The organism is Novosphingobium terrae (assembly GCF_017163935.1).
Lineage (GTDB): Bacteria > Pseudomonadota > Alphaproteobacteria > Sphingomonadales > Sphingomonadaceae > Novosphingobium > Novosphingobium terrae.
The window spans coordinates 63,828-77,963 of record NZ_JABVZR010000003.1 but is presented as its reverse complement, the minus strand read 5'-3'; the positions used below and the strand labels follow the sequence as shown (position 1 = coordinate 77,963).

Genomic DNA, 14,136 nt, shown 5'->3' with positions numbered 1-14,136 from the left:
GGTCTGCTGAAGAAAGCTGCGGGGAATGCCTTTGTTCGCCGACCAGGGCCGCAAATGCGCTAACCCAGATTGATCCCGCGAAGATGCCAGGAGCGCCAGACTAGCGAGAACACGCCTGTTCGACAGTTCGTCGCCGTAGCGTTTCCCTGGCTCAGGTGAGGGATATACGAGACCAACTGCCGATCGAGCATGTCTGTGTTCAATGTGCCTCATGCCATCATGAAATCAGTCAACCGGTTGCGGTGCTCCTTTCGTTTCCACGGTAGGTCGGTGCGCCGACGGGGCTTAGATCCAGCTGATGAGGAGACGGCCGTTGGCAGGCACCTGGAACTCGATCCTTTCCGGGACAGTTCGAGAGGGGCGCAAGCGATCGCCACCCGCTGTCAGAACGATGAATTTGGGTAAAGGCTCTTTTCCGATAGGTGTTGCCGACAGCAAGGCAGAGCATGTCTCGCCGCCGTCGAGGCTTATCGTGATCGCTCGCTCTCCAGTGCGCTCACTTGCCATGATAAAGTGGTCACAGAACAAACGGAAGGCTGCGCCTGCAACCGGGTGGAATGACCGGACAGCGAAGGCCAGCGCGGCCCCCGCACCATAAATCTCCTGACCAACTTGTCCCGCTGGCTGACCATCAACATAAAGGTCTTCCAGCGGGAACGACAGACTACGATCGATATGCCCGTTGCGAATGTCCTGCGCCAAGCCGCCCTCGGGCAGGGTGTCGGGATAATAGTACCAGGCCCGGTCGAGCGCATAGCGGCAATATTGACTGATGAGCATGCGTGCGGCCGGTTCCAGCTCGGGGCCACTATCGCGCAGGTAATCCTCAAAGGCACAGAAGCTGTCGAAACACTCGTATACTGCCATGTAGGGAGCGTCCTGCAGACAGGTCACGCCCAGGAAATTCCGGTAATGCACGGCCTGCGCGATGTCCGATTCCCATATCGCGCAATTGTGGAAGAAGCTGGCCAGATAGACATGGCTCTGCAGCCGATAGCGATCGATGTTTGTGATGCGCCAGAGGCGCAGGCAGGCTGCGGCACCCCATGCCGTGAGATTGGCCTGGTAGTTGAGGTTGAAGCGAAGGTCCTGGGCGGCATCAAGTGCGGCCTGTGCCTCATGCAAGAACCGCTCCTCGCGCGTGAGCTCGTACCCCTGCAGCATGACCCAGGCATACATGCCGCCCACATCGGTCTGGCCGCGCCCGTCAGCGGGCGCCACGGGGGTTATCACTGAAAAATCAGTAATCTTATACTGCACCGGCCATTTGTATTTGAAATGGTGAGCGGCCTTGATGCCGAAATCGATCGAGCGCCCGAAGAGGTCTCGCGCCTTGTCGTTGCCCGCGATGGCAAGGCGACAGAGGTTCATCAGCGGGTGGTAGAGATACCAGCTATCGACCGCGTCCGCGTCTTTGTCCTGGCCGACATTAGGCAGATAGCGACGCAGCGCTTTAAGCCTGGGGTCGTAGAATTTCTCGAGCCCTGCCTCGAAATCTGTCTGGAGCGGGATAGGGGTCTCGCTCCATCTGGCAAAATCGTGCATTTGTGCAAGAAGTGCCATCTGGACCATGATGTCGGGATATTCGCTGGCCGTGTAAGGATGGGCATAGCGATGACCGTAATGGCGGACGGTGGCTTTGGGCGAGCGGGACAGATCCGAGATGGTGCGCTCCGCCCGATCAACCCAATCATGGTACTCGATGGGGGGCAGCTCAAGCGCCGTGTAGGCAGCCCCGAGCATCTGGATAAAGCGCCGGGCTGAATCGCGCTCATCAGGCGGCGCGCTGTCGCGCAGTACGAGAATACCATCCGCAATGGTCAATTGCTTGCCTGCGGGCAAGGGATGGGTGGGCGGCGTCCCGCTTTGCGGGGGCGTGGGCGGCAAATAGCCGAGCTCGGGCCACTCCCCGCCCACGGCCCCGTCAGGTTTCGTATGGGTTGCACGAAAATAGTCGTTCAGCGCCGTCAGGTTCTGCAGATAGAGCACGCTCCCCATCTCCGGCTTGTCGAGGTGGAAATAGATAAGCCCTGTGTTCAGCCCGCGCTGCGCTGCTTCGACATTGCCGACAACTCCGGCCGGATCGTCGTCAGCGTCGAGAGGATAGATATCGCGCGGCAGGAAGGGCAGCAGCAGATCGGCGGCGGGTGTGAGCTGAACGGTGAAATGCAAACGTTGCAGGTCAAGACCTTCGGTGCGCAAGACGACGAGATGGCGCCCGATGGCACTTCGAGCCGAAAGCCGCAGCGTTTCGCCGGCACGGCGGCGAAGCCTGCTCGTTTTCTCGAATCCGCCCGGAGCATAAGCCAACCGAACTGCCAGTCCACCCCGGCCGGGCCGGCGGAGAAGCGCCCAAAGCGAGTCCCGACCTTCAGAGACATTGACCGTGAGATCTCCCAGACTGAAGGCATCGATGCTCCGCATGGAACGCTCGGCCAGCTCAGCGCGCAGCGCGAGAACCTGCGGGCTCAATCCCGCAATCTGGCTATGGTCGCTATGGTCTTGGTCCCTCATTGTCACTCTCGCATAACAGTGTCTTATCTTCGCAGGCTCCAGGCTCGTGCGGGTGATCATGAGTCATCGGGTGCAACACGTTTCGTTGCTGCGGCAGCCGCCATCAGCGCCGGGACGTGAAGAGGTAAGTCACGCGCCAGAAAGCCCAGCGGGCCGATGGTTGCGCTACATACGCGCCCGGCCTCGCCGTGCAGCCAGACAGACCACAGCGCTGCGCTCAAGGGGCCGACGCCCCGTGCCGCCAGCCCGGCGGCAATCCCTGCGAGCACATCGCCCGAACCACCTGTGGCCAATCCGACGCTGCCGCCGCTATAGCGGAAGAGCTGGCCTTCCGGCGTCGCAATCCAGTTCGTCGCTCCCTTGAACACCACAACGGCGCCAAACCGATCAGCCGCCTCCCGGGCTGCCCGCGCCCCGTCCTGCTTTATCGCCTCGACGTCACATTCCAACATGGCCGCCATCTCGCCGATATGAGGCGTCAAAACGGCATGCGTGCTGCGCGTCTTGAGCGACTGGCCACAACGGGGCAAAGCCATCAGCAGTGCTGCATCGAGAATAAGCGCCGCGTGACCGTCGTCGAAGCCGAGGAGGCGCTCAGCCAGAGCGGAACATCCATCGTGACAGGACATCGCTGGTCCTGCGACCATTGCGTCCCATTCGCTTTTTGCAAGGGCATCGAGATTGGCGATATGTCCGTCTGCGCTTTCGCCCAAGGCCACCACGGCGATTTCGGGCATGGCAATGCCCAAGGTCAGCGCTGCCGATGTGATGGTGGCGAGACGAACCTTGCCCGCCCCCGCGCGAAGGGCGGCCTCGACCGTCAGGGCTATGCCGCCGGGCACTTCGCGGCAGCCCCCGACCGCCAGGACTCGGCCGCGCCCGTTCTTGTCCGTTTGCGGGTCGGGTTCGGGCAGCGGGTGATCGCCCAGACAAGCCAGATCGAGGGTAACGGCGCCCCTATCCACGCGCCGCCACCATATGATCGGGCTCGCTGGTGACAAGAGCCGCATGTTCATCCATGGGCACGACAGCGTTGTAGCGCGTCAGTTGCAGGCCGCCGTGATGGCCAACCGCCGGATCGAAGCGATATTCGGTCACCGCGCAGTTGGCGATGTCGCCTGCGCGATCGATTGCCAAGATCTCGGCCTCGTTCAGGCCCTCGATAATGTAGCGCAGGCACAGGACGACAACCTGATGCGCCACGATCATAACCGGTCGGCCTGCGTGATGCAGGGAGACCGTATCGAGCACCGCACGGAGGCGGAAAATGACGTCTGTCCAGGATTCCCCGCCCGGCGGGCGGTGATAGAACTTCCCCAGCCTGCGGCGAAATTCCGCCTGTTCTGGATGCAACCGATGAATGCCTTTTGTGGTCAATCCATCCAGAATGCCGAACTCCTTCTCGCGCAGCCGCTCATCGACATGGGTCTCGAGGGACTCGCTGCCCCCTGCCTGCCGGAAGAGCTGCATTGTCTCGAGGGCGCGGGCATAAGGCGAACTCATGATAACCTCGGGCCGGTCCTCGCCCCGCCCGAACCAGCGGCCCAGCGCCTTGGCCTGTTGCCGACCCAGAGCGGATAAGGGGACGTCGACATCGCGACCTGTGAGGTCGATGCGTAATTGACCCTGCTGCATTGCGAGATCGCGCGCAACATTGCCCGCGCTCTGACCATGGCGGACGAGCCACAGAATGCTGGGCCAGCGCAGGCCCGGGGACGATTTGGTGGCGCTCATGGGCTCGCTTTCGATCAGTTAGCCTCCCTGCCGGAATGTTCCATGATGCCGCTGCGTTCCCCAAGGCGGGAAGAAAACGGCTGCGGAAACTAATGCACTGATCCAGGTTAGTTCAGTGAAAAAAGAGAGGACACCCATCATGCACTGACCGCACCATTCCCGCCACCACGCAGCTTTTGGAAGGCAATCAGCCCCTCGCTTAAGAACCGCCCTGCAAGATCTGCGCGCTCAATTGCCGCGCAACCGGGCTCGTGCTGGCTCGCAAGTTTTATTGCTAATCCGCTAGAAGAAATCGGCTGCGATAGATCTGAATGAAAAGCCAAAATCTGAAAGATTGACATTTCATTTTAACCAGGATCAGTCCCGCAGGAACGTTTCCACTCCAAAAAGGTTATTACGCCGAGTTAAAAATATCTAAATTCAAAATACCGATCTCTGGACAGATAAAAACTCAACCGATTTGCAATTGTCATAATAAAGAAACAGGGAGACACTGCGTGCTGATCACCCAACTGGTGGATGTTCAACCGCGTCTAACGGCGCGAGAATCTGAGATTCTTGCATTTGTGGCTTTAGGAATGTCTGCCAAAGAGATTGCACGACATATTAGCTTGGCTCCCCGCACAGTCGAGCGATACATCGAAAATATCAGACTCAAGATGCGCGCGCGTAACAGCGCCCATATGGTGGCCTGCGGCCTATTTTTCGGGGCCATTAGGCTTCCCACTTGATTTAGAGGTCATACAGGCATCAGGGCAGTGTGAAGCAATCCCCGCCCTAAGATGCCTAGGCCCGCTCACAGTAGGATGGCACCGGCTGTAGCACCGCCGAGAAGGATAATGGCATCCCGTTCTGCGGGGCCGGAGATGCCCGGCATCAAAAAAGGTGTCTGCTCCTTGTCCTGTTTGGCCTGCCCTTTCAGCGCGAATCGACCTAGCTTATAGGCACGTATACCGCTGCAGGTGAGCGGTCGGCAGGAGGCGGAAATGCGTAAAGCATGGTTGGTAATGGTGAGCGCGCTGGCCCTGGCGGGTTGCCACAGATCGGTGCAGGGCACCTACAATATGGTCAACGGACCGGCTCAGGGCGTGGTCGCGACCTTTGGCGAGAAAACCTTCAGCCTCTCCACCGGTGCGAGCGGCAACTACGAGGTCAGCAACGGAAACGTGATCCTGTCGGGCAGCTCTCTTTCAGGAACCTTCAAGATCGAGGGCGAAAAGCTGGTGGGTGATCGCTTCAGCTTTGTTCCTCGCGCGCCCGGCGACAAGACACCCATTGATAAGGGGCCGAGGGAGGGCGGTTTCTCCAAGGCAAAGGCCGGAAGTTTTTCCTACTAGCGACAAGGCCACCAAGCCCTCTCTCGGCATAGGCCGGGACGGCGCTCTGCTCGGCTCCGCCTCAGCGAGTCCCTTTGGGTGCTGGCCCGTTCGGATGATGATCGAGTGACGGATCGAGCGATACACCGGAAACACACTTCCAGTTTTCGGAAACTTAATTCCGGTTATCGCCCGCTTGCCACTTTGCTGGTCGGCGTCGTCGCGCTCGGCGCGGCGTGGGTAATTCCTCATGCGCGACCGCACCGCCTGGTCGGGGACAGATCGCGTCGGCGTAAATTCCTGCCCGGAGGCGTTCCAACGGGCGAAACCCGCGTCGCTTGCTCAACACTGGGCGGAGAGCTGGTCCAACATATTGACCGAGCCGCACTGATTCATCGCTTCTACGCGATCTCAGTAATTCAAAGTATGGGCCTTCCTGCAGCGTTCCACGCTGTCGCTGCCCGAGGCTCACGATGTATGCTTTGCCATAAATGAGGCCGGAAGGCAGGAGCGGTGTTCCGCCCCCACCCCATACCTGGATCACTGCTCAAACGAATGTTTGATATCGCGGATCTCGTCATGACCGGCCTTGACGGAGTCGTAGGCCGATCCGATCAATGTCACCACCGATGCGGAAAGCTCGTCGTCGCTCAGCGCGTCTTCAAACTTCGCCTTGATGTGATCTTCGCCCGCCTCAACCTCGTTGATGATGGCTTTGTCGTCATGTCCGGTCACGACTGCCTTGAGGTTGAGGAAAACGCGATGGGCGCTTGCCAGGATCGTGCCATCCTCTTCGGCCTCACCACCCAACGCCACGACTTCCTGCTGAAGGCGCGCCACGAGCTGACGGCGTTCGCTCGCCAGGCCATTGAAGAGAGTGGCAAAGGAGCCGTTCTGGGTCTCCGTCGCAGCTTCGGTATAGCCATCCACGCTGTCAAGCGTGGCAGCGATGAGGCCGTTGAGCACGGAGATGTCATGGGAGGCTTCGGTCATAATAGCTCCTGAGATTGAGAATCGCCGCAGGAGGCAGCAGACTCATTGACCCAATGGCCCAGCGGGCAAAAAGTACCCCGGTCAGCTCCAAACTTTTTCTTCAGCTTGGCGGAGGAGCGCCATCTCGAGGTTCGGGTTCCGTCTTCAGACGGCTGTTGTGAGGTCGGTTGGCCCGCTCGCCTGCTATTGTGCCATGGTGAAGGGACTGACTTTCCCTAAAACACGTGGTCAGTTGCCTTGTCGACTGACCTTGAGCCCAGCGAAGAGCCTTATCGGGAGAAGACATTATCGCCAGCCGACGACCTGATTTTGCCCGAAAGCTCGCCTTCCAAAAAAATCAATGTTCCGAATCGGCGCATGCGATGCATGCCCGCTCAGGCAGGATGTATCGATGAATCGGCCTTTTGATGCCTATTTTCGTGCTCGGACCGACGGCCGCCCTCAAAAGGCGCCATGCGGCTAGCTCACCTGAATGGCGCTCGCTACGCCCCGCCATTCTGGCTAAGACCTTATGTATCCCAAAGACAGTGCAGATCCCCGATCGCATTGCTGCTCTGCTTCGTCCGACCTGATCAGGGTCGCTCGGTACCCCGGCCCTGAGTTACTTTCGACACCAGATGTCCGGCCAACAGGGCGCCCGCAACCGCTGCTGCCATGCCTAGCTTGCGCATCAGGGGCGAGGCGCGCAGTCCACCGTCGATGCCTGCGCCATCATGCCGAGGATGTAGCACGTTGCCGCTCGTGATCTCCGTCGGCCGGGCCGAGGCGAAATAGCGTTCGAACAGCATATTGGCGGCGCGCGCGCTCAGAGCCGGCGACAGGACGTGTCCCAAGCGGATGGCCCAGGTGGGAACCCCGACGATTGTCGAGGGCTTCGGCTTGTCCGCCAGGCGAACCACCGCCTGCGCGACCTGGCGGGGATCAAGCAGGGGCGGTGGCGCGGAAAGACGCTTGCCGGTGAAGTTCCCGGCATGGCGCAGCCCAGGGGTATCCACGAAAGAGGGATAGACGTCACAGATGTGCACGCGCGGGCGGTCGGATAGCTCGGCGCGCAGAGCTTCAGACCAGCCCCGGAGCCCAAACTTGCTGGCAGCATAGGCGGCAGCAAAGGGCGTCGAGGCATAGCCACCCAGCGAGATCATGTTCACGAAGACCCCCTGCCCCTGCTGTAGAAAGATCGGCAGCGCCGCGTGAGCGTCATGCATGTGGCCCATCAGATTGGAGCGAATGACCTGATCGTGGATGGCGATAGGAACATCGAGGAATTTGCCCACTGCTCCCACCCCGACATTGCTGAACCACAGGTCGATCCCATCGCCAAACTCTCGCGCCTCCTGCGCCAGAGCTTGTATGCGCTCGGCATCGCCGACATCGCAGACTCTGGTCAACACCGGGACGCCATGAGACCGGCATCGTTCAGCCACCGCCTCGAGGTCCTCAATTCCACGTGCGGCCAGAATAAGCCGCCACCCGCTTTGGGCAAACGCCTCTGCAGCGGCCTGGCCGATGCCGCTTGAACCACCTGTGATGACGGCGGTACGCAGGCGAGGCTGCGACGAGGCGGCAGGCGTCTGAGGGGGCATGATGGAACTCCGGTTCGCCGCGACATGGCTGACTACGCTGTTCTAAGCTCTGAGGCGCACGGCTGTTCCAACCTCGCCAAGCGCTTAGAGACCACTAGGCAAAATGGGGAAAACGGGCTTGATCCAGACCGAGCCCGCCCGTCAGTGGTGTAAGAACCGGTTCGACGTAAGGCTGGTGAGGCTGAAGGGAACGCTACCGCATCAGGCGATGAGATGCGGCCCCCGCGGCCTCACGGTGACGGCCATGTCCAAGTGTTATTTTCAAAGCCGCTTCAGGGTCTCGGGATCGGATTGCCCGAACCACTCTTGGAGCGCATCCTCAATCAGACTGTCACCTGAGGCCTTGACAAATAACGTGAGCGACGAGCGTAGCTTCAGAGCATCCACCGGCCCAAAGACTGCTTCGGCATCGCGCTCGGACAATGCCTGAAGAGCCCCGACACATTCGCGGTATCGGTGGCCGAGAAGAGCGTGATCGAGATAGGCCCGGGCTTCATCCAGGGATTCGAGCGCGTAGCGCTGCGCCATCGGGCTTGTCCCCAGTCCAACGATCTGGGGGAATATAAACCACATCCAGTGGCTCCGTTTATCGCCCTGCCGGATCTCACCAAGCGCGGTGTCGTAGATCGCGGTCTGTGCCTCGACGAAGCGATCCAGATCAAACGGGTCATCTGCCTTTAGTCCAGCCATCGCTGATGCCTCCATCGGATCACAGGTCCCGACAAACGGGTCGAAACCTCATCCTGGATGAAGCCGGCGTTCACGAAAAAGATCCTGGTCAAGCGCCTGCCCCGGCATAAGGCCAGTGCAACCCGCAGATACACAGGCAGCGATGTCTATGCCGACCGATGAAACCGAGCCTCATTCGCGAATGCCCGGTGGAACAGGCGTCAAATCAGCGCATTAAACGCTTCGCCAGCCTCCATTCCGGGACAAAGAGACAGATCCAATGACTCAGCGAACCTCGCCCGCGCCTTGCGCTGCCCGCCGGTTGACGTCCAAACGATGACGGCCCCCTCCGGCACGCGCCGTGACGGGTGGCTCGAACTGAGCGATTATGCTGCGCTTGGTGACGGCCGCTCAGTGGCTCTGTCGGGCGCCGATGGATCTATCGACTGGTGGTGTGTCCCCAATATGGACGCACCGCCGATGTTCGACCGGCTGCTCTGGCCTGACGAAGGTGGTCGTTTTTCGATCACGCCTGATAGCCCTTTCACAACCCGGCAATCCTATCGCCCGGGGAGCAATGTGCATGAAACATTGTTTTCGACGGAAACAGGAACGGCTCGGCTCGTCGAATCCTTGAACAGCGGCCCGGCAGGGCGGCTCCCATGGTGCGAACTCGCCAGGCGGATCGAAGGTGTGGAAGGCCATGTATCGTTCATCGTTGAAATCAGGATCGGTACGCGAGCCAACAGCTGCAGTCCCTATCTCGTGCGCACCGCCAATGGGACGGTTTTCCATGCGGGGACCGTGCTCGGCCTCATCCGGCATGGTAAAAAGCTGCATGTCGAGCAGGATGAGGATTTGATCTTTCGGGGTCGGCTGTCCCTGGCGGCCGGAGAAAGCGAGATCGTTGCTGTGGTCGCCGGGGATGACGAGCCCATGGTGGTGCCCACAATCGCCCAGATCGACGCGCGAGTCGAAACCTCGCACAGGGAGTGGCGGCAATGGAGCGAAGGTCTGCGCTATGACGGTCCGTTTCGGGAGCAGGTCCTGAGCAGCGCTTTGGCGCTCAAACTTCTGCTTTACTCGCCATCCGGCGCCATCACCGCTGCCGCGACCACGTCCCTGCCGGAAAAGATCGGCGGTCCCAAAAACTTCGACTATCGCTACGCTTGGGTCAGGGACGCTGGATACACGATCAAGGCTTTCCTGCTGATCGGCGCACAGCCGGAGGCAAAGGCCGCCTTCACCTGGCTGATCAAAAGGCTCGATGAGCACGGCGCTCGAGTGTGCTACACGCTGGGCGGCGATATGGTGCCCGATGCTCGGGACATCGACCTGCCCGGCTACCGCGAGTCTCAGCCGGTGCGGCGCGGCAACATCGCCACCGATCAGCACCAGCACGGAATTTACGGTGACATCTTCGAAGTCGCGGCCGCCTTTGTCGCCCATGGCAATGTGCTGGATGATCGCTCCGCGCGTGTCCTCTCTCAGCTTGCCGACCAATGTGCCGACAGCTGGATGCAAAAAGACAGCGGAATCTGGGAGCTACCGGAACTGCGCCATTACACCATGTCCAAAATCAGCTGCTGGCAGGCCCTGGCGCGCGCGGTTGAGCTGGCGCGGGATGGTCATATCGCGGATCGCTGTGTGCCGCGCTGGGAGCGGGTGCGGGACCGCATCGAAAAGTGGATCGGTGAGCATTGCTGGTCTTCTGAGCATCAGAGCTATGTCGCCTGGGCGGGAAGCCACGAACTCGATGCCTCCCTTGCTCTTGCCGTCCCTTTTGGTTTTGACGGTGCAGAGCGCCTGTCGCTCACCCTTGACGCCATTGATCGCGTGCTGGGATCGAACGGCCTTCATCGTCGGCTCACCAGCATCAAGGACGAAGAAGGTTGCTTTCTGGCATGCAGTTTCTGGGTGGTATCCGCCAAAGCGGCGCTCGGGCGTAAAGCGGAGGCACGCAGCCAATTTGAGTCACTCCTCTATCGGATTGGCGACCATGGCCAGACACTACCCGAGATGATCGACCCCGAGACCGGCGGCTTCCTCGGCAACATGCCTCAGGGGCTGAGCCATCTTGCCTTGATCCACGCCGCAGCATCGCTCGGTTGAGCGGGCGAGCGCCCTGGCACCCGCCCGCGCTTGGCCTCAGGCGATTCCGGCGCCGCCCGTCACGCCATAGACCTCACCACTGATGAAGCTCGCTTCCTGCGAGGCCAGCAGGACATAGACAGGTGCGATCTCGACCGGCTGACCCGGGCGGCCGTAAACACTTTCCTCGCCGAATTTCATGACCGCCTCAGGCGGCTGACCTCCGCTCGACTGCAGAGCCGTCCAGAAAGGTCCGGGCGCCACGACGTTGGCACGAATGCCCTTCTCAATGGTCTGCTTGGCGAGCGCCTTGGTATAGGCGACGATACCCGCTTTGGTCGTCGCGTAGTCGAGCAGAATGGCTGAGGGTTCATAAGCCTGGATCGAGGCCGTCGTGATGATCGAGGCCCCGGCTTTCAGATGCGGCATGGCGGCCTGAGCGATCCAGTGCAGCGCATAAAGATTGGTCTTGAGCGTCTTGTCGAAATCTTCGGAGGTGACCTTCGAGATATCCTCACGATTCTGCTGGCGGCCTGCGTTGATGACCAGCACATCGAGGCCGCCCAGACCCTCAACGGCATTTGCGACCAGTTGGCGGCAGAACGCTTCGTCCGTTACATCGCCGGGCAGCGCAACGGCCTTGCGGCCGTCGGCCTCGATCAGAGCGACAACCTCTTTCGCATCGCTTTCCTCGCCGGGCAGGTAGACGATCGCCACATCCGCGCCTTCGCGGGCAAAGGCAATGGCGGCAGCCCGGCCGATGCCGGAATCCCCACCTGTGACCAGCGCCTTGCGGCCGGTCAGCTTGCCTGAGCCCCTGTAGCTTTTCTCTCCATGATCAGGCTTGGGATCCATCTGCGTGGCGAGACCTGGCACAGGCTGGGGCTGGCGCGGAAAGGGCGGTCGGGGATATTGGACACGCGGGTCCTGGAGAGTGAGCCGATCGGTCATGAAATGCTCCTTTTTTTGGGGCCCCATTGCTTGGGGGACGAGGCTTTCAATGCGCGGGATCACCCGTGGCCCCACGCGTTCGAGCCTTCCGGGGTAAGACGAGCCAAGGCCAAGACCAGACGCTGCGCCCCGTTTTCAGCTTGTTTTGATCTTGATGCCCTTGGCCTCGCTCTGGGCTGCGAGGCGAAGCAAGATGTCGCTCCGCGCCGTTCTCGGATTGGCACCGGGCTTGGCAAAAAGCCTCAGATTGAAGGTCCATTCTCCGTCGCCCAGCGTGGTGAGGCATACATCGGGCGCCGGGTCAGCCCTGACCGGCAGGTCATCATCGGCGATAAGGTCGAGGAGCGCCTGACGCGCGGCCGCCGGGCTCGAGCAACCGCTGACGGCCAATGTCAGATCCAGCCTTTCGGCCATGCGCGTGTTTCCCTGGTTGGAGACGTTGCCGGAGATGAAGGACGAGTTGGGAACAATGGCGGTGCCTCCATCGGTCGTCGCCAGTTCGGTCGCGCGAACGCGTATCCTGCGGATCGTGCCCTCCGCGCCGGATACCGAAACCCAATCCCCCGGTTTGACCGGGCGCTCGATCAGCAAAATGACGCCCGAGACAAAGTTCTGGATGATTGACTGCAGGCCAAAACCGATGCCGACCGACAGGGCGCTGGCGATCAGTGTGATCTTCTCCAGCTGAACGCCCAGCACATTTGTCGCACCGAGCAGAGCGGCGAGGATGCCGAAGTAGCTCAGGCCGGTGACCAGAGAGGTGCGCACGCCGATGTCGAGCGTGGTTGAGGGCAGGAACCGCTTCTCCAGCCAACCACGCACCATGCGCGTCAGCGCAATGCCGATGAACAGAACCAGCAGCGCCATGCCGATGGTGCGCGGAGAGAGATCGAGCGAGCGCACCGAGTTGAGAAGCGGCAGCGGCCTCATCTGATCGATGACAATGGAGTGGCCACTGTGAAGAGGTGCTGCCACCATTCCAATGGCAAAGAGCCAGACCATGACAGTCAGGCACGCGCTCGCCAGCAAGGCTAGCTGCTTCACGCGGGAACGGCGAACACCAATCACAGCTGTTGCAAAACGCCCGACGGTTCGATCAGCATCGAAGAGCTGAGCTAAGAGCGCGTCAAGGAAACCAGTCAGGAGCCAGGCGATCGTCAGCACGAGGCCGGACCACAGCAACTCCTGAAGAATAAGGATGCCGAACGGGATATGGTCAAAGAGACAGGCAATGCCCGCGGCCGCGAGAGCGATCCACACAATGGCCGTCATGCCAAAAATGGCAGGGACCACAGGCCCCTTTTTCGCGGCAGTCGCGGCCTCGACCTCTCTTTCCCGCGCTTTGCCCGCAAGAATGAGGAAGCGGGCCACGACGATGCCCTCAATCAACGCGATCGCGCCTTGCGCAAGGTTCCAACTGGTGCTTGTCGCGTGGAGCAGTCTGGACGTCTGATCGATCAGATTCGTCAGGCCGAGCATGATTCCCGCCGCGAAGGGATAGTGCCCGACAGTTTCCTCAAGCCCCGGCGGTATTTGAAGGGGCCGGTCACCCGGATCGTCAGGAGCCTCGAGCGCTCTGCCGACGCCCAGACCAAGACCGGCGATGCCGATGCCGATCGCCAGTGCCTTTGCAAGGATCAGCGTTTCGGGGAGAAGAGATAGATTGGCCTCAAGAGCCCAAAGCAAAAACTGCCCTGACAGCGCCACCAGCAATGTGGTCAGAACCACGTTCCCCACTGAAGTCGCGCTGACCGACAGTCTCTTGTCGAGCGCGAGCCTGTCCAGCCAGGTGGTGTAGACCTTGAGAAGTCGCAGGCGGACAGGCCAAACCACCGCGATCGCGATACCCAGCATTGCGAGGAGGAGAGGAAAACCAAAACTGTTGGTAAAAGGTTCGTCGAGCTGACGCTCGAGAAGAGACGAGCCCGTACCAAGGTCCCGCTGGAGAGCTTCCAGCACTGGAAGCTTGGCATCGGTAACGATCTGGGCATGTGCGGGTCCGGCAGCCACACCGAGCAGACAAAGGGCCAACACCAGGGAAAGGGCCTTTTTTCGATGTTCCACCAAACCGCTCCTCGACGTCCGATTTCCGCGTTGCCGACCCCTCCAAGCGAGCCAGCCACAAGTGTTAACTTTCAAACGGCTGTAAGGTTCGAACCTGTCTTCCTCCTGTGGCAGCGCGCGCCCTTCGAAGCTTGCACAAACCGCAGACGAGCAACGCCCGCTCATCAACTCGATGACCATGGCTCGGCAAGAACTAAGCCGCCGTCCCGGACCCCTTTCAA

The 14,136-nt window shown here is 60.6% G+C and carries 11 protein-coding genes; 3 read left to right on the top strand and 8 right to left on the bottom strand.

Annotated elements, in window-relative coordinates:
- Window positions 1-285: 285 nt before the first annotated feature.
- Genes HGK27_RS29940 through HGK27_RS29930 form a run of 3 tightly spaced genes read right to left on the bottom strand, consistent with a single transcriptional unit; the run spans window position 286 to window position 4,248 of the window.
- Window positions 286-2,514 (bottom strand): hypothetical protein, encoded by a 2,229-nt coding sequence (locus HGK27_RS29940; protein ID WP_206245772.1) that lies wholly within the window; start codon window positions 2,512-2,514, stop codon window positions 286-288.
- A gap of 56 nt (window positions 2,515-2,570) precedes the next feature.
- Entirely contained in the window at window positions 2,571-3,479 is a 909-nt protein-coding gene (locus tag HGK27_RS29935; RefSeq protein ID WP_241127978.1) for an NAD(P)H-hydrate dehydratase, read from the bottom strand.
- Complete coding sequence (locus tag HGK27_RS29930) at window positions 3,472-4,248, bottom strand: histidine phosphatase family protein (protein ID WP_206245770.1); 777 nt, start codon at window positions 4,246-4,248, stop codon at window positions 3,472-3,474. Before HGK27_RS29930 ends, HGK27_RS29935 begins: the two co-directional genes overlap by 8 nt.
- Before the next feature lie 497 nt (window positions 4,249-4,745).
- Between HGK27_RS29930 and HGK27_RS29925 the strand changes: the two genes are divergently transcribed.
- Together HGK27_RS29925 and HGK27_RS29920 are read left to right on the top strand one after the other, a co-directional pair.
- A complete protein-coding gene (locus HGK27_RS29925; RefSeq protein ID WP_241127976.1) occupies window positions 4,746-4,979 on the top strand; it encodes a helix-turn-helix domain-containing protein in 234 nt (77 codons plus the stop codon).
- A 255-nt stretch (window positions 4,980-5,234) separates the two neighbouring features.
- Window positions 5,235-5,585: a hypothetical protein gene (locus tag HGK27_RS29920; protein WP_206245769.1), complete on the top strand. Its 351-nt coding sequence runs from the start codon at window positions 5,235-5,237 to the stop codon at window positions 5,583-5,585.
- 519 nt (window positions 5,586-6,104) lie between these two features.
- Here the strand turns inward: HGK27_RS29920 and HGK27_RS29915 are convergent.
- The 3 genes from HGK27_RS29915 to HGK27_RS29905 form a co-directional block, all read right to left on the bottom strand.
- Entirely contained in the window at window positions 6,105-6,557 is a 453-nt protein-coding gene (locus tag HGK27_RS29915) for a PA2169 family four-helix-bundle protein (RefSeq protein ID WP_206245768.1), read from the bottom strand.
- A 572-nt stretch (window positions 6,558-7,129) separates the two neighbouring features.
- Entirely contained in the window at window positions 7,130-8,140 is a 1,011-nt protein-coding gene (locus HGK27_RS29910; protein ID WP_206245767.1) for an SDR family oxidoreductase, read from the bottom strand.
- A 261-nt stretch (window positions 8,141-8,401) separates the two neighbouring features.
- Window positions 8,402-8,830 carry a DUF1810 domain-containing protein gene (locus HGK27_RS29905; protein ID WP_206245766.1) on the bottom strand — a complete coding sequence of 143 codons (429 nt, stop codon included), beginning with the start codon at window positions 8,828-8,830 and terminating at the stop codon, window positions 8,402-8,404.
- 315 nt (window positions 8,831-9,145) lie between these two features.
- Here HGK27_RS29905 and HGK27_RS29900 point away from each other — a divergent pair, with 315 nt between their 5' ends.
- Entirely contained in the window at window positions 9,146-10,921 is a 1,776-nt protein-coding gene (locus HGK27_RS29900) for a glycoside hydrolase family 15 protein (RefSeq protein ID WP_206245765.1), read from the top strand.
- Between the two features lie 36 nt (window positions 10,922-10,957).
- On the opposite strand, the gene HGK27_RS29895 is transcribed toward HGK27_RS29900, so the two are convergent.
- Together HGK27_RS29895 and HGK27_RS29890 are read right to left on the bottom strand one after the other, a co-directional pair.
- Complete coding sequence (locus HGK27_RS29895) at window positions 10,958-11,851, bottom strand: SDR family oxidoreductase (RefSeq protein WP_206245764.1); 894 nt, start codon at window positions 11,849-11,851, stop codon at window positions 10,958-10,960.
- A 135-nt stretch (window positions 11,852-11,986) separates the two neighbouring features.
- Complete coding sequence (locus HGK27_RS29890) at window positions 11,987-13,915, bottom strand: mechanosensitive ion channel family protein (RefSeq protein WP_206245763.1); 1,929 nt, start codon at window positions 13,913-13,915, stop codon at window positions 11,987-11,989.
- Between the last annotated feature and the right edge of the window lie 221 nt (window positions 13,916-14,136).

Excerpts from the sequence above, each read along its gene's own strand:
- HGK27_RS29940 (WP_206245772.1), bottom strand. The coding sequence starts at position 2,514 with ATGAGGGACCAAGACCATAGCGACCATAGCCAGATTGCGGGATTGAGC.
- HGK27_RS29930 (WP_206245770.1), bottom strand. The coding sequence starts at position 4,248 with ATGAGCGCCACCAAATCGTCCCCGGGCCTGCGCTGGCCCAGCATTCTG.
- HGK27_RS29920 (WP_206245769.1), top strand. The coding sequence starts at position 5,235 with ATGCGTAAAGCATGGTTGGTAATGGTGAGCGCGCTGGCCCTGGCGGGT.
- HGK27_RS29915 (WP_206245768.1), bottom strand. The coding sequence starts at position 6,557 with ATGACCGAAGCCTCCCATGACATCTCCGTGCTCAACGGCCTCATCGCT.
- HGK27_RS29910 (WP_206245767.1), bottom strand. The coding sequence starts at position 8,140 with ATGCCCCCTCAGACGCCTGCCGCCTCGTCGCAGCCTCGCCTGCGTACC.
- HGK27_RS29905 (WP_206245766.1), bottom strand. The coding sequence starts at position 8,830 with ATGGCTGGACTAAAGGCAGATGACCCGTTTGATCTGGATCGCTTCGTC.
- HGK27_RS29900 (WP_206245765.1), top strand. The coding sequence starts at position 9,146 with ATGACGGCCCCCTCCGGCACGCGCCGTGACGGGTGGCTCGAACTGAGC.
- HGK27_RS29895 (WP_206245764.1), bottom strand. The coding sequence starts at position 11,851 with ATGACCGATCGGCTCACTCTCCAGGACCCGCGTGTCCAATATCCCCGA.